This window comes from Solibacillus sp. R5-41, assembly GCF_002736105.1.
GTDB lineage: Bacteria > Bacillota > Bacilli > Bacillales_A > Planococcaceae > Solibacillus.
The window spans coordinates 2,861,086-2,887,143 of sequence record NZ_CP024123.1 but is presented as its reverse complement, the minus strand read 5'-3'; the positions used below and the strand labels follow the sequence as shown (position 1 = coordinate 2,887,143).

General features: G+C 37.5%; 27 protein-coding genes, 1 pseudogene and 1 other annotated feature. Of the genes and pseudogenes, 24 read left to right on the top strand and 4 right to left on the bottom strand.

Annotated elements, in window-relative coordinates; all coding sequences use genetic code 11:
* The first annotated feature begins 17 nt into the window (after positions 1-17).
* The 7 genes from CSE16_RS14260 (at position 18) to CSE16_RS14230 (ending at position 7,614) form a co-directional block, all read left to right on the top strand.
* A complete protein-coding gene (locus tag CSE16_RS14260) occupies positions 18-1,013 on the top strand; it encodes an ABC transporter ATP-binding protein (RefSeq protein ID WP_099424520.1) in 996 nt (331 codons plus the stop codon).
* Positions 1,003-1,983 carry an ABC transporter ATP-binding protein gene (locus tag CSE16_RS14255; RefSeq protein WP_099424519.1) on the top strand — a complete coding sequence of 327 codons (981 nt, stop codon included), beginning with the start codon at positions 1,003-1,005 and terminating at the stop codon, positions 1,981-1,983. Before CSE16_RS14260 ends, CSE16_RS14255 begins: the two co-directional genes overlap by 11 nt.
* Positions 1,984-1,986: 3 nt before the next feature.
* Positions 1,987-2,874, top strand: coding sequence for a sugar phosphate isomerase/epimerase family protein (locus CSE16_RS14250; RefSeq protein WP_099424518.1), 888 nt, complete (start codon positions 1,987-1,989; stop codon positions 2,872-2,874).
* Positions 2,871-3,932: a Gfo/Idh/MocA family protein gene (locus CSE16_RS14245; RefSeq protein WP_099424517.1), complete on the top strand. Its 1,062-nt coding sequence runs from the start codon at positions 2,871-2,873 to the stop codon at positions 3,930-3,932. The genes CSE16_RS14250 and CSE16_RS14245 overlap by 4 nt, the downstream gene beginning before the upstream one ends.
* A gap of 173 nt (positions 3,933-4,105) precedes the next feature.
* Positions 4,106-5,266, top strand: coding sequence for an ROK family transcriptional regulator (locus tag CSE16_RS14240; RefSeq protein WP_099424516.1), 1,161 nt, complete (start codon positions 4,106-4,108; stop codon positions 5,264-5,266).
* A 186-nt stretch (positions 5,267-5,452) separates the two neighbouring features.
* Entirely contained in the window at positions 5,453-6,457 is a 1,005-nt protein-coding gene (locus tag CSE16_RS14235) for an asparaginase (RefSeq protein ID WP_099424515.1), read from the top strand.
* Positions 6,458-6,852: 395 nt separating this feature from the next.
* Positions 6,853-7,614 carry a tRNA threonylcarbamoyladenosine dehydratase gene (locus CSE16_RS14230; protein ID WP_099424514.1) on the top strand — a complete coding sequence of 254 codons (762 nt, stop codon included), beginning with the start codon at positions 6,853-6,855 and terminating at the stop codon, positions 7,612-7,614.
* An 84-nt stretch (positions 7,615-7,698) separates the two neighbouring features.
* Here CSE16_RS14230 and CSE16_RS14225 read toward each other — a convergent pair whose 3' ends face one another.
* Positions 7,699-9,156: a methyl-accepting chemotaxis protein gene (locus CSE16_RS14225; protein WP_157764834.1), complete on the bottom strand. Its 1,458-nt coding sequence runs from the start codon at positions 9,154-9,156 to the stop codon at positions 7,699-7,701.
* Positions 9,157-9,355: 199 nt separating this feature from the next.
* On the opposite strand from CSE16_RS14225, the gene CSE16_RS14220 reads away from it, so the two are divergent.
* Positions 9,356-9,766, top strand: coding sequence for an aminopeptidase (locus tag CSE16_RS14220; RefSeq protein ID WP_099424512.1), 411 nt, complete (start codon positions 9,356-9,358; stop codon positions 9,764-9,766).
* A gap of 168 nt (positions 9,767-9,934) precedes the next feature.
* Positions 9,935-10,435 (top strand): GTPase, encoded by a 501-nt coding sequence (locus tag CSE16_RS14215; RefSeq protein WP_099424511.1) that lies wholly within the window; start codon positions 9,935-9,937, stop codon positions 10,433-10,435.
* A gap of 58 nt (positions 10,436-10,493) precedes the next feature.
* Here CSE16_RS14215 and CSE16_RS14210 read toward each other — a convergent pair whose 3' ends face one another.
* Positions 10,494-11,774, bottom strand: coding sequence for a replication-associated recombination protein A (locus CSE16_RS14210; RefSeq protein WP_099424510.1), 1,281 nt, complete (start codon positions 11,772-11,774; stop codon positions 10,494-10,496).
* Positions 11,775-12,028: 254 nt separating this feature from the next.
* Between CSE16_RS14210 and cymR the strand changes: the two are divergent.
* The 8 genes and pseudogenes from cymR to CSE16_RS14170 all read left to right on the top strand — a co-directional run bounded on the left by cymR (position 12,029) and on the right by CSE16_RS14170 (position 18,734).
* Positions 12,029-12,448, top strand: a pseudogene (gene cymR / locus CSE16_RS14205) (cysteine metabolism transcriptional regulator CymR).
* 33 nt (positions 12,449-12,481) lie between these two features.
* Positions 12,482-13,621, top strand: coding sequence for a cysteine desulfurase family protein (locus CSE16_RS14200; protein WP_099424509.1), 1,140 nt, complete (start codon positions 12,482-12,484; stop codon positions 13,619-13,621).
* A 57-nt stretch (positions 13,622-13,678) separates the two neighbouring features.
* Positions 13,679-14,800, top strand: coding sequence for a tRNA 2-thiouridine(34) synthase MnmA (gene mnmA / locus CSE16_RS14195; RefSeq protein WP_099424508.1), 1,122 nt, complete (start codon positions 13,679-13,681; stop codon positions 14,798-14,800).
* Between the two features lie 140 nt (positions 14,801-14,940).
* Positions 14,941-15,606 carry a tetratricopeptide repeat protein gene (locus CSE16_RS14190; protein WP_099424507.1) on the top strand — a complete coding sequence of 222 codons (666 nt, stop codon included), beginning with the start codon at positions 14,941-14,943 and terminating at the stop codon, positions 15,604-15,606.
* Between the two features lie 135 nt (positions 15,607-15,741).
* Positions 15,742-15,949: a binding site (T-box leader), on the top strand.
* A gap of 133 nt (positions 15,950-16,082) precedes the next feature.
* Positions 16,083-17,477, top strand: a complete 1,395-nt coding sequence (trpE, locus tag CSE16_RS14185; protein WP_099424506.1) for an anthranilate synthase component I — start codon at positions 16,083-16,085, stop codon at positions 17,475-17,477.
* Complete coding sequence (locus tag CSE16_RS14180; protein ID WP_099424505.1) at positions 17,474-18,049, top strand: anthranilate synthase component II; 576 nt, start codon at positions 17,474-17,476, stop codon at positions 18,047-18,049. Before trpE ends, CSE16_RS14180 begins: the two co-directional genes overlap by 4 nt.
* A gap of 53 nt (positions 18,050-18,102) precedes the next feature.
* Positions 18,103-18,423 carry a DUF5071 domain-containing protein gene (locus tag CSE16_RS14175; RefSeq protein ID WP_253896093.1) on the top strand — a complete coding sequence of 107 codons (321 nt, stop codon included), beginning with the start codon at positions 18,103-18,105 and terminating at the stop codon, positions 18,421-18,423.
* Positions 18,424-18,470: 47 nt separating this feature from the next.
* Positions 18,471-18,734, top strand: a complete 264-nt coding sequence (locus tag CSE16_RS14170; RefSeq protein WP_099424504.1) for a type II toxin-antitoxin system Phd/YefM family antitoxin — start codon at positions 18,471-18,473, stop codon at positions 18,732-18,734.
* 585 nt (positions 18,735-19,319) lie between these two features.
* On the opposite strand, the gene CSE16_RS14160 is transcribed toward CSE16_RS14170, so the two are convergent.
* Complete coding sequence (locus CSE16_RS14160; protein ID WP_099424503.1) at positions 19,320-19,529, bottom strand: hypothetical protein; 210 nt, start codon at positions 19,527-19,529, stop codon at positions 19,320-19,322.
* A 249-nt stretch (positions 19,530-19,778) separates the two neighbouring features.
* On the opposite strand from CSE16_RS14160, the gene CSE16_RS14155 reads away from it, so the two are divergent.
* The 6 genes from CSE16_RS14155 to CSE16_RS22070 all read left to right on the top strand — a co-directional run bounded on the left by CSE16_RS14155 (position 19,779) and on the right by CSE16_RS22070 (position 23,449).
* Entirely contained in the window at positions 19,779-20,168 is a 390-nt protein-coding gene (locus tag CSE16_RS14155) for a GntR family transcriptional regulator (RefSeq protein WP_099424502.1), read from the top strand.
* A complete protein-coding gene (locus tag CSE16_RS14150) occupies positions 20,165-20,854 on the top strand; it encodes an ABC transporter ATP-binding protein (protein ID WP_099424501.1) in 690 nt (229 codons plus the stop codon). Before CSE16_RS14155 ends, CSE16_RS14150 begins: the two co-directional genes overlap by 4 nt.
* Positions 20,851-21,681: a hypothetical protein gene (locus tag CSE16_RS14145; protein WP_099424500.1), complete on the top strand. Its 831-nt coding sequence runs from the start codon at positions 20,851-20,853 to the stop codon at positions 21,679-21,681. Before CSE16_RS14150 ends, CSE16_RS14145 begins: the two co-directional genes overlap by 4 nt.
* Before the next feature lie 14 nt (positions 21,682-21,695).
* A complete protein-coding gene (locus tag CSE16_RS14140; RefSeq protein ID WP_099424499.1) occupies positions 21,696-22,886 on the top strand; it encodes a hypothetical protein in 1,191 nt (396 codons plus the stop codon).
* Positions 22,887-22,951: 65 nt separating this feature from the next.
* Positions 22,952-23,089, top strand: a complete 138-nt coding sequence (locus tag CSE16_RS21440) for a hypothetical protein (protein ID WP_157764832.1) — start codon at positions 22,952-22,954, stop codon at positions 23,087-23,089.
* A gap of 225 nt (positions 23,090-23,314) precedes the next feature.
* Entirely contained in the window at positions 23,315-23,449 is a 135-nt protein-coding gene (locus CSE16_RS22070) for a hypothetical protein (RefSeq protein ID WP_256376292.1), read from the top strand.
* A 101-nt stretch (positions 23,450-23,550) separates the two neighbouring features.
* On the opposite strand, the gene CSE16_RS14130 is transcribed toward CSE16_RS22070, so the two are convergent.
* A complete protein-coding gene (locus CSE16_RS14130; protein WP_099424497.1) occupies positions 23,551-23,952 on the bottom strand; it encodes a YuzC family spore coat inner layer protein in 402 nt (133 codons plus the stop codon).
* 263 nt (positions 23,953-24,215) lie between these two features.
* Between CSE16_RS14130 and CSE16_RS14125 the strand changes: the two genes are divergently transcribed.
* Entirely contained in the window at positions 24,216-25,916 is a 1,701-nt protein-coding gene (locus tag CSE16_RS14125; protein ID WP_099424496.1) for a methyl-accepting chemotaxis protein, read from the top strand.
* The last annotated feature ends 142 nt before the right edge of the window (positions 25,917-26,058 follow it).

The following is a 26,058-nucleotide window of genomic DNA, read 5'->3' as shown; positions in this document are numbered from 1 at the left end:
GTCGGGAGGTGGGACAAATGAGCGATAACGTTTTAGAAGTGACAGATTTAGAAACTATTTTTAAAAGGGATCAACAGGAAATCAAAATATTGCGCGGTGTCAATTTTTCGATACAAAAAGGTGAAGTACTAGGACTAGTTGGAGAGTCAGGTAGTGGGAAAAGTATTACATCGTTATCCATCATGAAATTATTTCATGGAACGACAGGAGAAATAAAAAAGGGTTCCATTTTATTTCAAGGAACCGATTTAACGAAGTTGGATGAAGCAGAGTTGCGTCAGTTGCGTGGGAAAAAAATGAGCATGATTTTTCAAGAGCCAATGACTTCATTAAATCCCGTCTTAAAAATTGGCAAGCAATTAACAGAATCCATAGAAATGCATATGAAATATACACGAAAACAAAGTATAGAGCATGCGGTAAAAATATTGAAAAGTGTTGGAATTGGTCGGGCAGAAGAGTTGATGAATGAATACCCCCATCAGTTATCTGGTGGAATGCGTCAAAGAGTCATGATTGCGATGGCGATGGCATGCGAGCCGGAATTATTAATTGCAGATGAACCAACAACAGCACTCGACGTGACCATTCAAGCGCAAATATTAGAGCTTATGAAACAATTAAAAGAAAAGAATGACACGGCGATTTTGTTAATTACACATGATCTAGGGGTTGTAGCCGAAATGTGTGACCGAGTTGTTGTCATGTATGCCGGGCAAGTCGTAGAGGAGGCAGATGTGTTTGAGTTATTTGCCAATCCGAAACATCCGTATACGAGGGGCTTGATCAATTCGGTTCCTAAAATCGGTGATCGAAAAGAAGTATTAGAATCGATTCCCGGAAATGTCCCATCCCCGCAAAATATGCCAAAAGGTTGCAAATTTGCACCAAGATGTTCGAATGTGATGGGAGTATGTCAAGAAAATGAACCCCAAATCGAGAAGATTACAGATTCCCATATTTGTAGTTGCTGGTTATATGCAAATAAGGATGTGGCCGTTCATGTCAAATAAACTTTTAGAAGTAAAAAACTTAAAGAAATCGTTTCAAATTGCTGGTGGAATGTTTGAAAAGAAAGAATATGTGAATGCGGTAATTGATGTATCCTTTGAAATTAGAGAAGGAACGACATTTAGTTTAGTTGGGGAAAGTGGTTGCGGTAAATCAACGACAGGAAGACTTATAACACGATTAATCGATCCGACTTCTGGAAGTATTGAGTTAAATGGTCATGAGGTGGCCAATTTAAAGCAATCGGAATTAGGAAATTTACGTGAAAACGTGCAAATGATTTTCCAAGATCCATATGCTTCATTAAACCCTAGAATGAAAGTAAAAGAGATTATTGAAGAGCCATTAATTATTCATACGAAACTTTCTAAATGGGAACGTGAGAAACTCGTTTTCGAGATGTTAAATATCGTTGGGTTGAATCCGGAATATGCGAATCGTTATGCGCATGAATTTAGCGGCGGACAGCGACAGCGAATTGGAATTGCACGGGCGTTAATTACAAAACCAAAGTTAATTATTGCCGATGAGCCCGTTTCAGCACTCGATGTATCGATTCAATCTCAAATATTAAACTTATTAAAAAAGCTGCAACAGGAATATCAGCTATCCTATTTATTTATTTCACATGATTTGAGCGTCGTGGAACATATAAGCAATGAAATTGGTGTGATGTATCTTGGTTCAATCGTTGAAATCGGAACGAAGGAAGCTTTATTTGCAAATCCATTACATCCTTACACGAAGGCGTTAATTGCTTCTGTTCCTGTGGCGAATCCTTTATTACGCCGAAAAAAGAATACGTTAAAGGGCGATATTCCGAATCCAAAAAACCCTCCGACTGGATGTACATTTCATACAAGATGTCCATTCGCACAGGAGCTATGTAAATTAGAGGTTCCAAAAATGAGAGAAATTACGGAACAGCAATCGGTTGCTTGTCACTATGTAGAAAAAATAGAAGAGGTGTAGATAATGAAAATTGGATTAAGTTCGTATAGCATGGTTAAAAAAATGAAAACAAATGAAATGTCTGTATTGGATGTATTAGATTGGGTTGCGGAAAATGGAGGGGAGCATGTTGAATTAGTCCCTTACGAATTTTCTGTTGTCGATAATTATGAACTCGCTACTGCCATTCGCGACAAAGCAAATGAGTTAGGACTTGAGCTTTCGGCGTATTCGTTACCTGCCAATTTTATACAGGAAACAGAAGAGGAATTACTTGCTGAAGTGGAAAGACTGAAAAAGCATGTGGATGTCGTGCATCATATGGGCATTAAAATCATGCGCCATGATGTCACTTTATTTACAATGCCAAAAGAAAATATGACCATCCATTACTACGTAGAGCATTTTGATAAAATGGTGCGCGGAAGTCAGCTATTAGCGGATTATGCCAAGCAATTTGGGATTACGACGACGATTGAAAATCATGGATTTAATGTCCAAACGAGTGACCGAGTACAACAACTTATTCATGCAGTAAACCGCGATAATTTTAAAACGACGCTGGATATAGGCAACTTTTTATGTATTGATGAGGATCCATTAGTTGGGGTAAAGAAAAACTTACCTTACGCAGCAACGGTTCATTTTAAAGATTTTTATATCCGTCCTTTTTACGAGCATCCAGGTGGTGGTGAATGGTTTACAACGGTCCATGACAATTTTATTCGTGGTGCAATTGTAGGTCATGGTGATTTGAATATTCGCCAAATTGTTAGGCTAGTAAAAGAATCGGGCTATGACGGCTATTTGACAATTGAGTTTGAAGGAATGGAAGATTGCCAAACTGGTTCAAAAATTGGGATGGACAATGTTCGTAGATTTTGGGAAGAATGCGAGGGCGTGAATTCATGAATCGATTAAATGTATGCGTAATTGGTGTAGGCTCGATTTCAGATTTCCATCTAAAGTCGTATAAAAAAAATGAATCAGTTCATTTATATGGTGTTTACGATTTCTCTCTAGCCCGTGCACAGGAAAAGGCAAATCAGTATGGCATTGAGAAAGTATTCAATTCGATTGAGGAATTTTTATCAGATCCTAAAGTTGATGCGGTCAGCATTTGTACATGGAATAATACCCATGCAAAATACGCGATGGCAGCGCTCGAAAACAACAAGCATGTATTAGTAGAAAAACCATTATCCATGACATATGAAGAAGCATTAGAAATTCAAAAAGTAGCTCAAAAAAGCAACAAAGTGTTTCAGGTCGGATTTGTTCGCCGATTTGCAACGAATACAACCATTTTAAAAAAGTTTATTGACAATGATACGCTCGGCACGATTTATTTTGCAAAGGCAACATGTCTTCGCCGCATAGGGAATCCAGGCGGCTGGTTTTCGGATAAAGAAAAATCAGGAGGCGGGCCATTAATCGACCTCGGTGTGCATATTATTGATATTTGCTGGTACTTAATGGGGAGACCGAAAGTGAAGCGTATTGTAGGTCATACGTATCATCATTTAGGGAATCGAAGCCATATTGAAAACTTGTCGTTTTATAAAACAGCAGACTATGATGCTACCAAAAATTCAGTAGAAGATATGGCTAATGCACTCATTACCTTTGAAAATGGCGCGTCATTACTTGTAGATGTATCTTATACGCTCCATGCAGCTAAGGATGAACTGGCTGTTAAACTATATGGAACGAATGGTGGGGCAGAGCTAGAGCCTGAACTCAAAATTGTAAGTGAAGCAAATCAAACGATTGTCAATATGCATCCGCAGGTGGACCATTTATCCTTTAATTTTGAGCATGCCTTTGAAACCGAAGTAAATGCCTTTGTTAATTGCTGTCTAAATGGAAAAACGTCAGAAGCCCCTGTTGAAGATGGTGTGGAAATCATGAAAATTTTGGAAGGTATTTATGAATCTGCACGCCTTGGGAAAGAAATTGTTTACGAATAATGGAATGTGCGTCAATAGACAACAACTGCGAGAGAATCATTTGCAATTGCAACAAAGCTGTGAGAAACGTACCACCCATGATAAAATAGCGGAAATGGTTGAGAATGGTTTATTTGTTAGCAACATTCCACTTTCAACCTAATTACTAAGCGACTTTATAGGGGTGAATCAATTTGAAGAAGCAAGATCAAATGCAAATGAAAAAACAAAATAAATATATAGTTTTAGATGCGATTCGCCAAATGGCACCCGTTTCCAGAATTCAATTATCCAAATATACAAAAATGAGCCCAACAACAATAACGAGAATTGTACAAGAATTAGAACTAGAGGGGTTCTTGTATGAGGGGCAAACAGAAGAAACGTTAATCGGAAGAAGACCAACACTCATTCATCTTCGTGGCGATGCCTTATTTACAATTGGCATCGAAATTGATAGCTTTGTCATTAAAATAGGAATTGTCGATTTTATCGGTGAATTAATTGACTTTACAGAAGTTAAATGTAACGTAAAAAATCGGTATGAAGATGCGCTTGATATTATTCAGCATTGTGTCAATGAATTGCTAGAAGCGAACGCCATTTCCAAAGAAAAACTTCAAGGAATAGGGATTGGTATTCCGGGGGTCATTAATCATGACGAAGGGATCGTTCTTTCCTCTGAGCAATTGCTTTGGAAAAATTGCAAAATTGCTAGTGATTTAAAGGAAAGATTTGATTGTGATATAGTCGTGGATAATGAATTAAAAATGCAAATTTTGGCTGAAATCGGCGATGTGTATGCCCCTACGTTTACCAATTGTATTTTAGTTGGCATAGGTACTGGTATTGGGGCATCGATTTTATTAGATGGAGAACTTTATCGGGGGACGCATAATCGCGCAGGTGAAATTAGTCATATAACCGTCAATTTAGATGGAGAAGGTGAGCAGTGTCATTGTGGCAAGCGAGGCTGTTTATCCTTATATATTTCTGAAAGATCCCTCTTAAAAAGGGCGCCTGAAAATATCGATTCAATCGAACAATTAGCGATGAGTATGATCTCGAAAGAACAATGGGCGCTTAAAATTCAGCAGGATGTGGCGAAGTACTTAGCGGCAGCTATTAATAATTTGGCGTGCTTGTATGAGCCGGAAGCCATTATTGTGAGCGGTGAAATGGTAGAACATAACGAACTTTTCCAGCAAGAACTTCGCGACATGTGCTCACAGTATATTTGGTCAGAAATTCATCAACATTTTGATTTGCAATTTTCTAACCAATCGAAAGTTGGTGTTGTGAAAGGGGCAGCACTACAAATTCAAAAGCAAGTAATTAATTACGCCTCAGCGTAATTACGTCCAGATTTTTTTCGAGCTCGCTCGTCGGGGATGTTAGCCCTAAATTCGTCGCGTCCATGCGACAACGGCTAACTGACCTTCATCACGCAGGCCTCCCTTAAAAATCTGTGACATCCGCCGGGGCGTTAACTTACTTCTGCTGAAGCAAGTTAACTATTGAATAGAGGGTTGTGATGTAAAGTGAGTTTCCAAACTTTTTTAAAAGAATATCGCGGTGGTGTTTTAGAAAATATTCACATTGGTCAGCTTAGCTGTATTAATGAAGCGAAAGTAGAAATTTACTCAATTGGGCAAAATCATGAACCCGTTTATTTTCGTTCTGCAGCCAAACCATTTCAAGCGATTCCCATTTTTTTAACTGGAGCGATTCAGAAGTGGGGCATTACGTCAGAGGAAAGTGCACTTATTATGGCTTCACAGCGAGGCGAGATATATCATCAAGAACGATTACAATCATTGTTGGAAAAACTACCATTTAAAGAAGAACAGTTAATTTGCGCAGCTTCTTATCCATTGAATGAAGGCGCAAAAGAACAGTATATACATGAAGGACACCAAAAAAGGAAGCTATATCATAATTGTGCAGGGAAACATTTAGGTTTTTTAACGGCCTGCTTAGCAAATGGTTATCCATTAGATAATTATTGTGATATCGAACATCCATTACAGCAACAAATAAAAAACTGCATCATGGAACTGAGCGAAGTAGTGGAAGAGCAGTTAATTATAGGCGTGGATGGTTGCGGGGCACCGAATTTCGCTATCCCACTGCGAAATATGGCCATTGCCTATTTAAAGCTAGCAACCCCCAATTTAATAGAAAATGAAAAGCTGAGAAGCGCGGTTATTCAAATTGTAGATGTGATGAATAGCTATCCAAATATGATTGCGTCTGAAAACTTTATATGCAGTGCATTGCTTATGGATCCAAATATTGTTGCAAAAGGTGGCGCGCAAGGTGTATATTGCTTTTCATTAAAAAAGGAGAAATTGAGCTTTGTATTTAAAATTATGAATGGCTCTGAATCACCGTGGCCGCTTGTGATTGCGAATTTATTAGAGCAAATTGATTATGCGAATAAAGAGACAATCGAAAATGTGAAAGCAATTCATTCAACTCACATTAAAAATGATGCAGGTGATGTTGTCGGGGAAATCGTATCATCCATCCAGCTCGTTACGTAGGGGGATTGCATGTATATTTTAGTGATTTTAATCGAATAATACGGCTATAGGTAGTTCTTCACTGTAATTTGGGGTTGCTATTCATTTTAGTACGGACACTTTTCGCGAGAATAGTTCTAATGCGTTATGCTTGCGAGAGCCTTATTTTATCTGCTCCAATCAATTTGTCAACCTCAACTTATGGAGATGATCCATAGTTATGTTTTTTCCCCCTAATTTTTGCGATTAGACGAAGCACGCGGCTTACTCTAATCGCTTTTTTCGTTAGTTGGATTTACTGTTGTTCAGGAATGTTGAATTTTTCAAAACCCTAGGGCTAGTTAATCTTTACTTGCAACCAAGAATCGATATCGTTATAATTCCTAGTAGTATGATATAGATTGAGGGGTTAAAGGATGTTACATCAATTTTCGCGTAATGAACTTGCGATTGGTAAAGAAGGTTTAGCGCAATTACAAAATACAACAGTAGCGATTTTAGGGATAGGCGGCGTAGGATCTTTTGCGGCGGAGGCTTGTGCACGTAGTGGTGTGGGGCGTATCGTATTGGTCGATAAGGATAATGTCGATATTACGAATGTCAACCGTCAACTTGTTGCTTATTTATCGACAGTAGGTAAATCAAAATCGGGAATTATGAAGGAACGTATCGCGGATATTAATCCAGCTTGTGAAGTGATTGACATGCATATGTTTTATACAGATGAAACGTATGAGCAATTTTTTGAGCTAGGCATTGACTATGTAATTGATGCTTCTGATACGGTTATGTATAAAATACACGTGATTAAAGAATGCTTAAAACGTCAAATTCCAATTATCTCAAGCATGGGTGCAGCAAATAAAATGGATCCGACACGCTTTAAAATTGCGGATATTTCGAAAACGCATACTGATCCACTTGCGAAGGTTATTCGTACAAAGCTTCGTAAAGAAGGCATTCCAAAAGGCGTTCCTGTTATCTTTTCAGATGAGTCACCGATTGTCGTTCGTCCAGACGTTGTAGAGCAAGTAGGAAAGCCGGATGCACAAATTCGTAAAGCGCAAATGCCACCATCATCAAACGCATTTGTTCCGTCCGTAGTAGGACTATTTGCGGCGAGCTGGGTAATTAACACCATTTTAAAAGAAGTCAAAATAACACGCGTACAAGATTAACTAGATAGTGAAATAGGAAAGGCAGAAATGTGATTAAACCAACATTTCTGCCTTTTGCATACAAATTATTGCGGAAGTATTATATTAAGCAATGATTTTAAGTGCTTGCTGATAAGTGTCCTCGATATTTTGTGTAATCATATGTTGATCCTGATTGATTTTTTCTAACACGATATTAAGCTCATCAATCGAAACTGAGCTTTGTTCAATAATCGCAGCAAAATCATTCGTTGCCATTTCAATGGATTTACTATTCATTTCAATTGAGTGGGTACCGCTTGAAAATTGCTCAAGTCTTTGTTGTAAATTTTCCATAGCACTAAACAAATCGGTAAACGTTGTATTCGAATGAGTTACCATTTGCACCTGGTTGGTTATATGCGAGATTCCCTTTTGTAGACGATGCAAAGTTTCTTCATTGAATAAATTTACTTGCGCTAAGTTTTGGTCAATTTTGCTGACAGTTTCATCTGTAATACCCGCGAGTTTTCGAATTTCTTCAGCCACGACAGCAAATCCTTTCCCATGTTCTCCAGCTCTAGCCGCTTCAATTGATGCATTTAATGCAAGCAAATTCGTTTGCTCAGTAATTTTTTGAATGGACGTGGCAAAATTATTTGTTTCCGTAATTTTTTCTGAGAGGGACTGGAATGACGTATTTAACTCGCCAAAAAAGTCGGTAAATAAATCGATTTCATTTTTTAATCGGTGCATGACATCTGTACCGTCCATAGCCCTTTTACTTGCATGTTCAGCATCATTAATAATGCCACGAAGCTCTTCTACAATAGATTCAATTTCGGATGTAGTGGCCGCTGTATTTTGAACGATAGATCCAACATAATCTGATTGTTTATGAGAGCCGACACTCACTTCTTTAATGGATGCCATCATTTGTTGATGTGAAGCGCTGGAGTTATTCGAACTATCTGTAATCAGCGCTAATTTTGATGTAATCCCTTGTACGGAAGCTTCTAGCCGCTGATGTAATGCAAGTTCATGAACAGCGCGCTCATTCGCATTTTCCATGAGCCCCTCTACATTGACAAGCATTTTCTTGTTTTGGCGAACTTGTAAAAGAAGAGCAACCGCCATTAATGTTTGTGTAACAAAAACATTTGCAAAATCGGCGGCAAAACTGCCTGTATCCAGTGTGAAATTAAAAATTAAACCGATTGTCGAGCCAATATAGCCAAATGCTAAAACGGTCAATTTGTTATGAATGCTGCCTAAAATAAGGACAAAAAAGCTTAAGATAATAGTAGCGAGCGTCACTTTATTTGTGACAATCGTACCATAAATCGTGACAATCCCAGCAAGCAAAACAACGTATGGGAAATACGGTCGTAATAAATAGAACTTTCGCTGTAATACAAAACAGATGAACGCAATAAAAACGGGAATAAATAGGAAGAGTGTCACGCCGATTGGACGACCGAGAATAAATTGTGCGAGACCTCCTAAATTTGCAGCAATCCCATAGACAATCATTAGAATAGTGTTTTTTTCGTATAAGTCTTTTTTCTTAAGTTCATCAATCACGTTAATCGCTCCTTTTTCAAATATTACTACGGACATTTACTCGAATAAATTTAATTATTTAAATTTTCCATTTTATTAATTTATACAGTAAAATCATTGTTTTGTCACGTGTTTTTGAATGGTCATTCATTTTTTGCGTATGTTAGTTATTTATTATTGTGGTAAAATATATTATTCATAAGTTAAGGAGAAATAATCAATGAATTATAACGAATTAGAATATAAAGGTTTGAACTTAATGGATAAAGTAGGCACTGTGGAACTTGCAATCAATGCAGATTTAAAAGTGATTCATGTGTTTGATACGCAGCAAATCGTTGACCCAGAATACGATTTCCAAACGAAAAATTACCGATTAAGTGATGGTTTTTTCAAAATGGCACATGTTTTAATGCAAAAATCATTTTTGGAAAAAAGTATTGAAGAACCGCTACATTCATGGGTGGATTCGATTACATGGTTTTTTTATGGTTCTAAAAATGCCGTCAAAGCATATAAAAATAAAGTAATGCTTGTTGTGCCATTCAGTGAGTTTACACATTTAAATGAGCAGCAATTAATTGATAAAAGTTATTATCCAAAATATGTATCTCGTTTATTGTCAGAATAATGAAAGATTGAAATGCATGAAATTTCTATTATAAGGTGAAAAATGGTAAGAAAAATACTGTATTTTAATGAATTGCCCGTTTTTTTAGAAAGTCGTTTTTTTTTTGATATAGTAAAGATACGTTTCGTAATGATACGTAGGGGATGTAGATATAGGGGGAATCGATGGATGAACGTTGAAATGAAAAATGAATTACTTAATTTGCCAAGCTTGAAATTTACGATTGATGAAATTGTATTTGATCATATTGACACAAAACCAAATTGGTCAAAAGCATACGAGATGTTAGATGAAATCTTACGAAAAATGGCAAACAACTATAATGTGACTATTCACAGAAATAATGGCGAAATTCCTAAAAGCTCTACTTATTGGGTGCTATATATGGATGTTGCGGCAAAGCTTATTTATTTTACAGGCTTATCACAAGCTCATTTAATTGATGAACATGATGTTGAAGCGAAAATGCAAATTATCAAATTGTATCAAAAAAGTGCGGCTTGTTTACCAAATGCTTCATTAGAAATGAATGAGGAGTTTGTTGAAGAACTACTAAAAAGCATCGAACAAATTTGCCCTCAAAATGATGTGACATCTGAAATTACTACAAATCACTCGATTGAAGAGTGTTTATCTGAATTTTATACATTAACAAAAACATACGAATAATAAAAAACCCATTTTCCGTTTGCTGGAAAATGGGTTTTAAACTTCTCTTAATCTTTTCCTACTTTTTGAAGGCTTTCAATTTTTCATAAATGGCAGCCATTCGCTTTTCTTCTCCTGCAATGACCGGTTTATAAAACTCCATACCTACAAGATCATCAGGTAAATACTGTTGATTGACCCAGCCACCGAATGTCCCGATTGGGGTATTATGCGGATACTGATAGCCGACATGTCCTAGTTCCGTTGCCCCAGCGTAATGTGCATCCTTCAAATGGTTTGGGATTGTGCCTGTTTTGCCCTCATGAATCGCTGAAATGGCTGCATCTAACGCTTTATAGGCCGAGTTGGATTTGTCGGACAAGCACATTTCAACAACCGCAGTTGCCAATGGGATTCGTGCCTCTGGAAGGCCGAGTTTGACCGCTGCTTCCGTTGCTGCTTGAACATTTGTACCGATGGCTGGGTTGGCTAGTCCAATATCTTCATACGCCATGACGAGTAAACGTCTGCAAACGGCTATTAAATCGCCATTTTCTAATAGATGGGCTAAATAATAAAGCGCGGCATTGACATCACTGCCACGGACTGATTTTTGTAACGCTGATAATAAATTGTAAAAATGGGAGCCACCTTTATCCCCGAAAACACCGATTCGTTTTGCTAATGCATCGATTGCATTATCGTTTAATCGTGTTACGCCGTCCACTTCATCGGACGCATAATAGACGGATTCTAGTAAAGTTAACGCTTTTCTTGCATCGCCATTGGAAGCATTGGAAATTCGTTCGAGCTGCTCGTCTGTTACGTCAATCGCGATTTCACCAAGCCCGCGTTTATTATCTTCAAGCGCTAATTTTAATAAATCAAGTACATCTACCGTCGTTAAACGTTCAAGCTGTAAAATCTCACCACATCTTGATCGAATGGCAGGATTGACATCGTGAAAAGGATTTTCTGTCGTCGCGCCGATGAGCACGATCGAACCATTTTCCACATGGGGAAGTAACGTATCTTGCTGAAGTTTATTGAAACGATGGATTTCATCTAAAAATAAAATGACTTTGCCGCTCATTCGTGCATCCATCACAATTTGCTCGATATCTTTTTTACCAGCATGTGTCGCGTTCAATGAAAAGAAGGGCAAATGGGAGCTTCCTGCAATGGCATTGGCAATCGACGTTTTTCCGACTCCGGGAGGACCATATAATAGCATAGAAGGAACATGTCCTTTTTCAATCATTTTAAAAAGTGGGGTCAAAGGACCGATAATTTGCTGCTGTCCTACGATTTCCCGTAAATTGCGCGGTCTCATTTTGTATGCGAGTGGCTCATTTTGCATTGCTTTTCGCCCCTTTTTGTGATTTCTTGCATTAATCATAAAGTATTTCCGAGTGGAATAAAAGGAGTTGTGCTATAATAAAGCAAATCAATTACGCCTTGGCGTAATTGCGTCCAGATTTTGAATTGCGCTAGCGCAATTAACTCCCTTCAAAATCTGTGACATCCGCCGGAGCCTTTATCTTCATTCATCTCACCAACTATAGTGGTGAGATGAATGAAGATAAAGGGACTAGAAAAAATAGAGGTGTTTCCATGAAAATTTCGACAAAAGGCCGTTATGGTTTAACAATTATGATTGAATTAGCAAAGCATTATGGAGAAGGACCGATTCCACTACGTCAAATTGCCGCTGATAAAGATTTATCAGAAGCTTATTTAGAACAACTTGTGTCGCCATTAAGAAATGCGGGACTTGTTAAAAGTGTTCGTGGTGCTTACGGGGGCTATATGTTAGCGCATAAACCTACCGATATTTCTGCCGCAGACGTGATTCGCGTATTGGAAGGACCGATTCAACCCGTTGAGGGAATTGAAAATGAAGAAGCGCCTCAGCGTGAGTTGTGAGGTCGAATTCGTGATGCTGTGAAACATGTATTAGATACGACATCTATTGAAGATTTAGCAAAATATAGCGATTCCGATGTAATGGATGGCTATATGTTCTACATTTAAAAGAAATCAGCACTGAAGGAGTTTTCACGTTTGATGAACACAATTTATCTTGATCATGCCGCCACATCTCCAGTTGCACCAGAAGTAATTGAAGCATTTACAGCTGCGATGGCGGACATACACGGAAATGCATCAAGTATCCATACAGACGGGCGCAATGCACGGAAAGTATTAGATGAGGCACGCACATCATTAGCTAAAAAAATTAATGCTAACATGACGGAAATTATTTTCACAAGTGGTGGTACGGAAGCAGATAACACAGCTATTTTTGGAACAGCATATGCTCGTGCTACGGAAGGCAAACATATTATTACGACGCAAATTGAACATCATGCCGTATTACATGCGTGTGAAAAGCTAGAGCGTGAAGGGTTTGACGTGACGTATTTACCAGTTGATGCAACAGGTCGAGTACGTATCGAGGATGTTAGGCAGGCTCTCCGCGAAGATACGATTTTAGTCACAATCATGTTTGGTAATAACGAAGTCGGAACTATTCAACCTATCGCAGAAATTGGGGCACTGCTACACGAGCATCCCGCAACATTCCATACGGATGCCGTACAAGCATTCGGTTTAGAAGCGATTGATGTACAAGCGATGCATATTGATTTATTAAGTGTATCTGCCCATAAAATGAATGGACCAAAAGGCATTGGCTTTTTATATGTAAAGCAAGATGTGAAGTTCGCAAGCTTTATGCATGGCGGCTCACAGGAGAAAAAACGTCGTGCGGGTACAGAAAACGTCCCAGCTGCAGTCGCATTTGCGAAGGCAGCAGAGCTCGCTAGTCAAAAAGCAGCAATACGGAACGAGCAATACAAGCAATTTAAAGCGATTTTAATCGAAGAATTTCAAACGGCAGGCATTTCTTTTCAAGTGAATGGTCATCCCACGGAAGCATTATCGCATGTATTCAATGTGACCTTTCAAGGAACAGATGTTGAATCTTTTTTAATCAATCTAGACATGGATGGTGTGCTTGTATCAAGTGGTTCGGCTTGTACAGCAGGTGCCATTGACCCATCACATGTATTGGTAGCGATGTTTGGCAATGATGCGCCAGAACTTCGTAGTTCCATTCGCTTCAGTTTTGGGTTAGGCTTAACAGATGAACTCGTTCGTGAAGCAGGCAAGCGTACAGCAGCCATTGTGAATCGACTAGTTTAATAAAGTAAAGACTTCGCGCCTTTTACGCGAATTTGTCTAAGAAAAGGTGAATAGTAAATGGTAGAAACAAGAGATCCATCACAAATCCGAGTAGTCGTAGGTATGTCAGGTGGGGTAGATTCCTCTGTAGCCGCATACTTATTAAAGCAACAAGGCTATGATGTTATCGGAATTTTTATGAAAAACTGGGACGATACAGACGAAAATGGTGTATGTACAGCAACGGAAGATTATGAAGATGTTATCGCTGTATGTAATCAAATCGGTATCCCTTATTATGCAGTGAATTTTGAAAAACAATATTGGGATAAAGTATTTACTTATTTCCTTGAAGAATATAAAGCAGGGCGTACACCAAATCCGGATGTAATGTGTAATAAAGAGATTAAATTCAAAGCGTTTTTAGAGCATGCGATGAATTTAGGTGCCGATTATTTAGCAACAGGGCATTATGCACGCGTAGATCGTACAGAAGATGCGGTATTTATGTTACGCGGTGTTGATAATAATAAAGACCAAACATATTTCTTAAATCAATTGACACAGGCACAACTTGAAAAAGTGATGTTCCCAATTGGGCATTTACCAAAGCCTGAAGTACGTAAGATTGCGGAAGAAGCTGGTTTAGCTACAGCTAAGAAAAAGGATTCCACAGGGATTTGCTTTATCGGAGAGCGCAACTTTAAAGAATTTTTAAGTCAATACTTACCGGCACAGCCAGGCAATATGGAAACATTTGATGGGCAAGTAAAGGGCAAGCATGATGGACTAATGTATTATACTTTAGGGCAACGTCACGGTTTAGGCATAGGTGGAGACGGCGAACCATGGTTTGTATTAGGAAAAGACCTTGAACGCAATGTATTATATGTAGGACAAGGTTTCCATCATGAGACACTCTATTCAGAAGCATTATCAGCAGTCAAAATGAGCTATTCAACGAAAGTGCCAAAAACAGGTACGTTCAGCTGTACAGCAAAATTCCGTTATCGCCAAGAAGATTCCTCAGTAGAAGTAACAATGCGCGAAGATGGTACAGCCTATATTGTATTTGCTGAGCCGGTACGTGCGATTACACCTGGACAAGCAGTTGTCCTATACGACGGAGACATTTGTTTAGGCGGCGGTACAATCGACGAAGTATTTAAAAATAATGAAAAATTAACATATGTAGGTTAACTTAGTGCCAACACAAAGTTGGTCACTCACGCGTTGACGCACGACGTTGCGTTTTTACGCAATTTAGCCGAGGCGTAAATGATAGGTAGATAGACGTTCTTACCCATAAGAACGTCTAAATTTTTGTTTGAGGTGACAGTATGAAATTAGATTACAACGAAATTGGGATTAAAGCAATCCAAGAAAAAAGCTATGAGGATGCAGCGCAAGCATTTACAAAGGCAATTGAAGAAAACCCAGACGAAGCAGTCGGCTATATTAACTTTGGTACATTATTAGCGGCCATGAATGATGTAGAGCGTGCGGAGCGATTTTTCCAAAAAGCGATTACGGTCGATGAAAAGGCTGCAACTGCTTTTTACGGATTGGCCAACCTTTATTACGAAGCGGAGCGCTTTATAGAGGCAGCCAAATTATATCAAAAAGCAATTGATACTGGGATCGAAGGCGCAGATGCTTACTATATGTTGGCGAAATCTTTGGAGCGTGAAGAGCAATACAAATTAGCCCTACCATTTATGCAACGAGCAGCTGAATTGGCACCGAAAGATATTCAAATTCGTTTAGCGTATGGTATTTTGCTATGTACATTAGAAATGTTTGATTTTGCAAAGCCAGAGCTTGAATTTGTCATTGAAGAAGACTGGAATAATGCGGATGCACATTATAACTTAGGTGTCCTTTATGCCGTTTCGACACAAGATACAGAAAAAGCACAATATCATTTAAAGCAGGCTTTTACACTACAGCCTGAATTTGATCAAGCACGATATATTTATGACATGATTAGCCAACGATTAAATTAATTGAATATTTATCAATAATCCATCCTTTCAGAAAGGATGGATTTTTATTTTTCAACAGCTAATAAAAGTACGATTTAGTTGGAAGTAAAAGAATAATTTGAAAAATTAACCTTCTTAACGTAAAATGGTCTTATAGTAAAAGCGACGATGAAAAAGAGTAGTAAGTCATTGATTTTTTAGAGAGCTAACGGTTGGTGAAAGTTAGTAAACAATGCTTATGAATGGACTTTCTAGCTGCACAGAGGAAATGCTGTGCCGTAGCACTCACGTTACGAGTAATGAAGTGGACTATTGTTACAATCAGTAGTCAATGAAGGTGGCACCACGGCTCTCCGTCCTTTAGTAGCGGATGGCCTTTTTGCGTTTAGAAAAGTTGAGAATTAGAACATCCACAATGAATATGCATTCCTTTGCCGAATATGGCGTAAAATTTGTTTGCAAATGTGGAAAAACAGTCGAGCTGAGGAGAGATTTTTATGGTAGTAGAGAAGCAACAATATTTTATTATGAAACAAATTATGGGAGATACGCTCACACCGATTTCCGTATATACCGCTTTGAATGGAAAAAATAAAGTGCTGTTTGAATCGAATGCAAAATTTAGTGAGAGTGGTCGATATTCCTTTATTGCAGTCGATCCGGTTGGGGAGCTAAAAGGAGATCAACATCAAAGTACTTTTTTTGATAAAAACAGCAGCGAGCAAGTGTTTGAACAGCCAGTCCTTCAAACATTAAAAAACCTGTTACCGATTCGCGATAATGAAACTTATCCTTTTGCCTTTTTCGGAGGGGCAATTGGCTATTTTGGTTATGAAACGGCCTATCATTTTGAAGCAATCGGCGACATTGTCAATGATGTTTATAATATGCCAGATGTGCATGTCTTTTTTTATGATACGTTTATTGTAATCGATCATTTGCTTCAACAAGTGACGATTGCGGCGATTGATTTATTTCAAGATGGGCGGACGCAAGAAGAGATGCAGCAGGCAATTGATGCGATTGAAAAAGCAATTCAACAACCGATGATGGTAAGGCCGCCCGAGTCGACAAATGTCCATTTTACACCGACGCTTTCAAAAGCACATTTTATAGATATGGTCGAAACGGCAAAGGAACATATTCGCAACGGGGATATTTTTCAAGTCGTATTATCACAAACATTTGAAGCGAATTTTGATGAACAGCCTCTCGCGCTTTACCGCAAGTTGCGCACGTCCAATGCATCCCCATATATGTATTTTTTAGATTTCGGAGCGTATACGATTTTAGGGACATCTCCTGAAAGCTTAGTAAAAGTACAAAATGGACTCGTAACAACAAATCCAATTGCAGGCACAAAGCCGCGTGGAAAAACGGAGCAAGAGGATGCGGAAATCGCGGCTTCCTTATTATCAGATGAAAAAGAAATTGCGGAACATAAGATGCTCGTTGATTTAGGGCGCAATGATGTGGGACGTGTTGCGCATATTGGTTCTGTTCAAGTGACAAAATACATGCAAATTGAGCGCTATAAATATGTCATGCATATAGTGTCGGAGGTGACAGGGAATCTGCGAGAGGAAGCGCATGTGATGGATGTATTAGCCGCAAGTTTACCTGCTGGAACGGTATCTGGTGCGCCGAAAATTCGCGCGATGCAAATTATTAATCAATTAGAACAGCGGAAGCGCGGCATTTATGCGGGTGCAATTGGATATATTTCAACAACGGGAAATATGGATTTAGCTTTGGCAATACGCACGATGCTTGTAAAGGACAAAAAAGCTTATGTGCAAGCGGGTGCAGGCATTGTATTTGATTCTGTTCCAGAACTTGAATATGAGGAAACGCTGAACAAAGCTCGTGCGTTATTGGAGGTGCGCGTATGATTTTATTAATCGATAATTATGATTCATTTACGTATAATTTATACCATCAAATTGCCGCAACTGGAGAAGAAGTGAAAGTGGTACGAAATGATAAAATTACGATTCCAGAAATACAGGCACTCAGTCCAAAGGCAATTATTATTTCCCCGGGACCTGGAACACCAGTAGAGGCGGGAATTGTAATCGAAATGATTCAATCCTTGTATAAAGAAATTCCGATACTTGGTATTTGTTTAGGTCATCAAGCAATTGGGCAAGCATTCGGGGCAACCGTAAGTCGCGCCAATCAAATTATGCACGGAAAAACGAGTGAACTAAATTATGTAAATCAAAGCTTATTTGCACAATTGACAGGGGCGATAGAAGTGATGCGCTATCATTCACTTATTATAGAAAAAGAGACATTGCCGAAAGATTTTGAAGTCTTCGCAACCGCCAAAGATGACGGAGAAATAATGGCAATTCAGCATAAAACTTATCCGTTGTATGGTGTACAGTTTCATCCGGAATCGATTGGGACGGAGAACGGTCACGAAATGATTCAAGCTTTTATTAAAAAGTTAGAGGTGTAATGATGGTTCCAAAAGACAAATTTGATTTAGAGGCAGTGAAGGGATTATAGCAAATGTGTGCAAGTGAGGTGATCCCATTACTGCCACAGCTGCTCGAATGGATTCAAGATATGAATTGGCCAGTAGCAGAGCCGGTGCTAGAAGTTTTGTTACAATATCCGACCAAACTCATACCGCATGTAGAAGAGGTGCTACTCGGAAACGATGACATGTGGATTTATTGGTGCTTAGTAAAAGTCTTCCCAGCACTTCCAGATTTCTCGAAGCAGGTACTTGTCAATGCGGTGGAACAATTAGCAATGCAAAAAATCACGCCATTTAATGAGGATATTGTAGAAACAGCAAAAGAAGCCCTTCAAAGCTGTCACTTTTGATTTAAGCTTAGATTATATTGTAAGGTAAAAAAAGGAGTGTTAGCGTTATGGATGCAGTACATTATTCTGTTCTACGAGATAACTTAAAAAGCTACATGAATCGTGTAACGGATGATTATGAAACACTAATAATTACACGTAACAATAATAAAAATGTTGTAATGATGTCACTAGATCAATACAACAATTTAATGGAAAATTTACACCTGATAGGTAATGAAGTTAACCATGCTGTATTAATGAAATCAATGAAGCAATTGGAACAAGGGCGTTTGGTTAATCAACCTGTACTTGATATTGAGGTTGATTAAATAAAAATCATATAATTTATAGGTTTGCTCAGAGTATACATCTGGAGAAGATGATAAGAGATTCCAACAGAGCAGTAATACATTTATTACTAAAAGATAACTGTAGTATGTGAAACCCTAACCCTTTAAGCAATGAGTTCTTGGGTACTGGTCATGCAAAAATTATGAAATACAAAGTTTTTTAACACTTTAGATTTATACATCACTTATATTATTGCTTTTACGGTTTGTGATAAAAAACAGCGATGATGCTAAAAGCTTGTGGAATCATCGCTGCTTTGATTTGATTATTTCGTGAAGCAAATCTTCAATTAAAGCACCCATTACTTGAATAGCACTTATAGTGTCCCCTTAAATTTCTTTGGATTTTTTACATAGCTTTCGATTATAAATCCACATTCAGTACAAATAATCTCAACGATGGACTATAAATCCATTGGTCTGGTCCCATATCCATAATATCCTCAATGCTTTCTAGTATTGTAAACAAGGATGTCTTTACCAATGGGTATTTATATATCCCAACAATAAGGTAAACAGGAACTGAAGTGTCCAAAGATTGATTAGATAGGACGGTAGGGATATTCAATATGCCTTCTTTAGTAAGAATAATTTTTTATTTACCTTTTCCCAATCAATTCTTCCCCAAAATTCAATCGGAAAACAATCTGTCACTTTACTTTCAATCTTATCAGATTCGCTCTCATCTAATATATCCACTTTGTCCTTTTCTGGGAAAAGCTCTAAAATCTCCGAAATTCGTTTCTCTTTTTCTAAGTTTTCTTCCCTATTCACAGGATATTTTACCTCTCAAATAACTGGAAATTTACATAATTATTTCCATAATTTTGGTTGACATGAAATGTGTACCAAGCATATAATACTTTCAAGGAGTGTATTACGCCATTAATACATTTTTTTGAGGGGAGTGTATTAAGTGGTTGATACGTATATTTATTCTCTCTAAAAGGGATCACCTATTTTTATGTCTAATGTGTATTAAGTGATTAATACACAAAAATGAATTTCAAGGAGTTGAGTGTATTGGATGTAAAGTTTAATAATCGGGATCCTGTTTATGTACAGGTGATCCGGCATTTTAAAGAGCAAATTGCCAAGGGGTATTATGAGGCTGGTCAGGAAATTCCATCAAGAAGGGAACTAGCTAATCAGTTAAAAATTAATCCAAATACTGCACAACGAGCTTATAAGGAAATGGAGGAACAACGATTGATTTATACTGAGGGAAATTTACCGAGCTGCATTACGAAAGATAAAAAAGTGCTTAAAAATGTTCGTGAGGAATTAATTATTGAAGCTGTTGACTTATTTGTCAGCTCTATTAAATCGATCAATGTGCCGTTATCCGAAGTTTTAGAACTTGTGAAGAAAACGCATGATGCCGAAAGCGGAGAAGCGGAGGAATCCAAATGATCGAAGTAAAAAATGTCAAAAAAAAATACGGCAGGAAGCAAATTTTAAAAGGGCTTTCCTTTACCGCAAACAAAGGTGAAATTACATGCTTAATCGGTATAAACGGCGTAGGAAAGACGACCATTATGAAGTCGATTATGGCGCTCACTCCAATCAATAGCGGTGAAATTTTAATTGATGGAGAAAAAATACGGAAAGAAAGCTTTGAAAAAATTACGTTTATTCCCGATACAATTACGATGTTGCCACAAATGAAAATTAGCGAAGCTTTCCGATTTATGGCGGATTATTATAAAAGTTGGAATCCACAAAGGGCACAGGAGTTACTGCAATTTTTTAAGCTCGATGCGAATGACCGGATTGCCAATTTATCAAAGGGAAACACGGCGAAAGTGAATATGTTGCTAGGCTTGGCGCTGGATGTAGATTACTTGCTGTTGGATGAGCCATTCTCCGGTATTGATATTTTTTCTCGTGAACAAATTGCGGAAGTATTTACAAGTCATTTAATTGAAGATCGTGGTGTCATTATTACAACCCATGAAATTAATGATATTGAGCACTTAATTGATAAAGTAGTGTTAATTGATGACGGTGAAGTTTTGAGAGAATTTTACGTAGAAGAAGTACGCGAGTATGAAGGGAAATCAGTAGTTGATGTGATGCGGGAGGTGTATCGCCGATGAAAAATTATTTGAAACTTGTTCATTTTGAGGTGAACCGATTTTTTAAACTGTACGTCATCATAATGGGATTGACGATTGTCAGCCAAATTATTGGGGTTATTTTTGAATCGAAAGCATATTTAGAAAATACGAAGCGGATCATGTTTGAAAATCAATTATCCTTTAGTGAATTTATAGGTGAGGGATATAGAGGTTCTCCATTTGATCAATTTGTGAATTCTGGATGGGCTTTGCTTCCAGTATTCATGTGCATCGTCATTCTCATGCTGTATGTATTTTTCATTTGGTATCGGGATTGGTTTGCAAAAAATACATTTATTTATCGATTATTACTATTGCCGACAAACCGGTTGACTATTTATTTTGCGAAAATGACGACAATTTTGCTGTTTGTATTTGGCTTAATTGCTTTACAACTTATCTTAATCCCAATAGAACTTCAAATTATGAATGGCATTATACCAGTAGATTACCGAACGAACTTTTCGATTTATGAGCTATTTTATTTTGATTTATGGACAATGCTGTATCCGACAACATTTATGAAGTTCATCCTAAGTTATGGAGTCGGCTTAATCTGTGTAGCCGTGCTCTTTACATCTATTTTAATAGAGCGTAGTTTTCGGTTAAAAGGTATTTTCTTTGCAATTGTTTATGGGGTGTTGTCATTTTTCGTCTTGATTGTTCCGATATTTCTAATGAGCCTTTATCCGAACTATTTTTATCCACTTGAACTATTGACCATTGCATTCATAATAAGCAGCATCGTTTTAGGAATTGCCATTTGGCTAGCGTCCTATTTGCTAAAATATAAAATTACAGTTTGATAGGAGGAATGACAATGAAACGATATTGGAAAACGCTACTGATCAGTTTTGTCAGCGTAATGGTAATTGGATTTTACTATATCCAAGTAGCAATAGCGGCAAAAGGAGATTTTACTTTTAAAATTGAAACTACGAGCGGAAATGAGGCTGAAATTGATAATATTAGTCTTGCAGCATATTATCAACGAGCTTTTTATCAGCGTCAGTTAAACATTTCAAAGGATGGTTCGAATTCTATTAATGTGAATAGGTCTCAGATAGACTATATGTTCGGTCAAGAGCTTCCTAAAATCGTGAAAGAATATATAGAAGAACACCGCCAATTTATGCGTGGAAAACAATATTATGAAGAGAACTATTTTAAAGATGAGGATTATTTAGTTTACGCGGCGATTCAAGATTTTGATCAAGTACGCCCTGGGGATCTTTTAACGGTAGAAGTTGATGTTCTCGAACTAAAAACAAATGAGCGTTCATCATTTGAAATCCAAACACCGGCACAAGAAAGCTATAATTGGATGGGTGTAAGAGATGTCTTTATGCAAGATGGAAAAATAAAAATTGTAGCAACTGGTTCTCTCGTAAATAGCGGGGAAGAATTGCGCATATTTACGGTTGATGAAAAGAGTAAAGTATTGCAAGAGGATAAGCTAATTGTAAAAGTAGCGTCGGAAGCAGGGATTGTTACAAATCTTTATTTGCATACTAATTCCAATGAATCACTAAATGACAACTATTATTTGTATGAGATAAAGAAATATAAAAAGATGGAGTACGGTGGTCCTTCAAACGAATATCTTTCTCATCAATTGTATGTGTATAATAAGTTGAAAAATGAAGTAGAGGAAATCGTTATTCCTGCAGAAATAAAACCGAAAATGACTTTCCTTTATGGCGCACAAGTATTCATGCCGACTTATTCAGCAGATGGCATTGAACTAAATCATTATAGTATTGAAACGCAACAATGGGAGGAACCTTTACATTATGATTATACAATTACCGTTAATAAGGAAGAACCCCCTTTAGTACAGCTAATGGATGAGAAGCTTTATATAGTGAACCGTGTTGCAGGGGAGCATTTATTGTATATCGGTGATTTACGTACAGGGGAATCATTATATGAAGGTAAAATTACTGCAGAACATAATGAGCTCAGTTCAAATGGTAAACTTCATATTGCAAGTGTACTTAAAAATAATTAAGAAGATTTCAACTAGATAACTTGGCGTCTAATCAATGTATTAACATTTGATTAGACGTTTTTATATTGGTGATTTTACATTCTTTACTAGAACCATTAAATGATATTTTAGCAGGCTGGCTATTGTTGCTCGGTATGGTCGATGCCCGCAAGAAAAGGGGTTATGAAGGAATTTATAAAGAGTTGGAGGGACTCGAGATGTAGGATGAAAATCTATCAGAAGCGTTCACTGTGTGGGAAAACATGAGTCAAACCCCTGAAACGATATTTGCCTACCAATACCGATAAAATATATGTTAGATGAAGAAGCAAAAATCGCCGATACACTTGGGGAAGAATGAAGGTATTACATAGGGCATTGAAATTGGTAGAGAAGAAGGGAAAAAAGAAGGGGTTGAGGAAGGGAAAATAGAAACGATTCGAAATGGTTTGAGAAATGGATTCGATTTAGAAGCGTTAGCATTATTAACAGGCTATTCGCTTGAAGAAATAAAAGAAATTATTAATTGGTTAGAAACAAGTAAATGTCCACCAATAAACAATCTACCTTATCAAAACGTATAAAAGAAAAGATTTCCCTCGTCCATTCCTATCCATGGATGAGGGGAATCTTTTTCGTTCACTAGGAAAAGCAGAATCGCAATTTATCAAGATGTCATTAGCTCTTACCATCCTAAATTGACAGTCAATCCACAGCATGCAATTTCAAAGAAACGAACTTCAATGCCGCTGGGTGTGAATTTTGTTTCGAATTGAATTGTAACGCCGATCGAGGTGATTAAACGATCTACTTCTTTTTTATTTGAAAGTTGGGCAGCATTCATAAGGTCATGTGAAAATTGTTCGGAAGCAGCAATTTTAGTAGTAAGCAATTGAGCCTGTTGCATAATTGATTGCATGCTTTTAACTGAAGTTTTCAGCTTATGTGTATCGACAGGTGGATATGGGCTATTCGTTGTCGGCATAGCTGTATGCTGAGGTAATGGCGAGGGAGAAGGTTGGTTTACCGCCATCCACATTGGATAATGTTGTGCATTTACATAATAAGGATGATAATTATAATACAATGGAATTCCTCCTATTCAAGCTAATATCCTATCTTATGAATTATTATGATTTGTGGTGTATTGATGAGTGGGGGCAAAACTGGATGTACATATCAGTTTAAATAAAGCAATAAACAATTCAGTTATTCAGAAGCCCTTTATGAAAAATTTGGTTGTTAAATAGTTCTTTTTAAATGGTAAACATTCAACATTTTTTGTCGATGTATCAAAAGTAATAATAAAAAAATTTTATTACTTTTCAATATACTTAGGAGGAACAGGTCATGAAGTGGACAATAGGTAGAAAATTAGGGGTATCGTTTTCGATTATTATGCTAGTAATAATTTTGATGAGTGTACTATCAATTAGAAGTGCCATTACGTTGAATTCAAATACAAAAACATTAAATAGTGATGTTATACCAGAAATAAACTTACTCAATAAAATAAATGCTGAAACGGACCGCATGTACATTATTACTCAGCAGCATCTATTATCTAAAAATCAATCCAGTAAAGAAAAATATACTAAAGAGTACGAGGCGATAAAAAAGCAAGTTGACGAATCTTTGCAATCATATGAGGTTTATGTGGTATCAGAACAGGGAAAAGCCAATTATGAAACGTTTAAATCGAACTGGATGAATGTAGTTGAGCTAAGTAATGAGGTCATTCGTTTAAACAATACTGGTCAAATAAAACAAGCTACACAGAAAACTTATGAAGCCATGACTTTTTATGAAACAGTACAAGAAAATATCAATGGCTTACTCACTTTACTAGATAAACAATCAGAAAACATTCACAAAGAAGGAATGTCTGAATTTAAGACTACAGTTATTATATTAGTTGTAGGAAGTGTTTTAGCCTTATTATTAATAATTAGCATTGTTATTTTCTTTATTCGCGTAATTAAAAAACCAGTTGAATTGCTTTCAAATCAAGTAAAGCAATTAGCGGATGGTAATTTAACGATTGAACAAGTAACAATCAAAAATCAAGATGAAATCGGTCAATTAGGGACGGATTTTAATAGTATGCTAGCCAATCTGAAGGGCTTGATTGGTGGATTACAAACCCATATACAAACGGTTGCTGCAACTTCTGAAGAGCTATCTGCGAGTGCGGAAGAAACAAGTAAAGCAACCGATCAAATTACTGCTGCTATGGTAAATGTTTCGGAAGGGGCAGATCAACAAGTACTGGGCGCAAGAACGAGCAACGATGCGATTTCAGAAATGGTGACAGGGATGGATCATGCTACTTCGTCTGTTCAGTCAGTATTTGATTTAGCAGTTTCTACAAAAGAATATACATCTGTTGGGGCATCTATGATGGATCAAGCAATGGAACAAATGAAGACTATCCAAAACACTTCTGATGCAACATCGAAGATTATCCAATCATTAGGAGAGAAATCAACAGAAATTAGTCAAATTGTAGGTCTTATTACAACAATTGCAGATCAAACAAACTTACTGGCATTAAACGCAGCGATTGAGGCAGCAAGGGCTGGGGAATACGGAAAAGGATTTGCGGTAGTAGCAGATGAGGTTCGAAAATTAGCTGAAGATTCTTCAATTGCGGCCAATCAAATTCGTGAGGTCATTGTATCGGTTCAAAAAGAAGTCATGGAAGCGGTCAATGCGATGGAGAAATCGACGAATAATGTCAATGAAGGGATTGTACTTGTGAAAAAATCAGAAGATAATTTCCAAGGTATTTCTTCGATGATTGGCAATGTATCCACACAAACAGAAAATATTTCGGCTATTATTGAACAGCTAAGTGCGAATACAATAAGTATAAAAGGACAATTAAACGAGGTCTCTACTTTATCTGAGCGTTCGTCTGATCAGGCACAAACGGTTGCGGCTGCTGCAGAAGAGCAAAATGCAACGATGGATGAAATTACGAAATCTGCCTATGCACTAGGTCAGTTATCTTCGGAGCTACAAGAAATGGTGCAACAATTTAGACTGTAAATTAAATCCATTGTAAAAGGCACTACATGTCGACGGCTCTCACAGTGATGATGAACCGATGGATGTGTAGTGCCTTTTATTTAGTATCGAACGCCTTCTGCACCTAATGCGCAAACAATCATATGTGCATTCCCATCCTTTT

Bases quoted from the DNA above. Each gene is read 5' to 3' on its own strand.
- CSE16_RS14210 (WP_099424510.1), bottom strand. From the start codon at position 11,774: ATGCAAAATGAGCCACTCGCATACAAAATGAGACCGCGCAATTTACGG.
- CSE16_RS14145 (WP_099424500.1), top strand. From the start codon at position 20,851: ATGAAAAATTATTTGAAACTTGTTCATTTTGAGGTGAACCGATTTTTT.
- CSE16_RS14190 (WP_099424507.1), top strand. From the start codon at position 14,941: ATGAAATTAGATTACAACGAAATTGGGATTAAAGCAATCCAAGAAAAA.
- CSE16_RS14215 (WP_099424511.1), top strand. From the start codon at position 9,935: ATGAACGTTGAAATGAAAAATGAATTACTTAATTTGCCAAGCTTGAAA.
- CSE16_RS14170 (WP_099424504.1), top strand. From the start codon at position 18,471: ATGGATGCAGTACATTATTCTGTTCTACGAGATAACTTAAAAAGCTAC.
- CSE16_RS14220 (WP_099424512.1), top strand. From the start codon at position 9,356: ATGAATTATAACGAATTAGAATATAAAGGTTTGAACTTAATGGATAAA.
- CSE16_RS14230 (WP_099424514.1), top strand. From the start codon at position 6,853: ATGTTACATCAATTTTCGCGTAATGAACTTGCGATTGGTAAAGAAGGT.
- CSE16_RS14150 (WP_099424501.1), top strand. From the start codon at position 20,165: ATGATCGAAGTAAAAAATGTCAAAAAAAAATACGGCAGGAAGCAAATT.
- CSE16_RS14125 (WP_099424496.1), top strand. From the start codon at position 24,216: ATGAAGTGGACAATAGGTAGAAAATTAGGGGTATCGTTTTCGATTATT.
- CSE16_RS14260 (WP_099424520.1), top strand. From the start codon at position 18: ATGAGCGATAACGTTTTAGAAGTGACAGATTTAGAAACTATTTTTAAA.
- mnmA (WP_099424508.1), top strand. From the start codon at position 13,679: ATGGTAGAAACAAGAGATCCATCACAAATCCGAGTAGTCGTAGGTATG.
- CSE16_RS14175 (WP_253896093.1), top strand. From the start codon at position 18,103: ATGTGTGCAAGTGAGGTGATCCCATTACTGCCACAGCTGCTCGAATGG.
- CSE16_RS14180 (WP_099424505.1), top strand. From the start codon at position 17,474: ATGATTTTATTAATCGATAATTATGATTCATTTACGTATAATTTATAC.
- CSE16_RS14140 (WP_099424499.1), top strand. From the start codon at position 21,696: ATGAAACGATATTGGAAAACGCTACTGATCAGTTTTGTCAGCGTAATG.
- CSE16_RS14250 (WP_099424518.1), top strand. From the start codon at position 1,987: ATGAAAATTGGATTAAGTTCGTATAGCATGGTTAAAAAAATGAAAACA.
- trpE (WP_099424506.1), top strand. From the start codon at position 16,083: ATGGTAGTAGAGAAGCAACAATATTTTATTATGAAACAAATTATGGGA.
- CSE16_RS14200 (WP_099424509.1), top strand. From the start codon at position 12,482: ATGAACACAATTTATCTTGATCATGCCGCCACATCTCCAGTTGCACCA.
- CSE16_RS14245 (WP_099424517.1), top strand. From the start codon at position 2,871: ATGAATCGATTAAATGTATGCGTAATTGGTGTAGGCTCGATTTCAGAT.
- CSE16_RS14255 (WP_099424519.1), top strand. From the start codon at position 1,003: ATGTCAAATAAACTTTTAGAAGTAAAAAACTTAAAGAAATCGTTTCAA.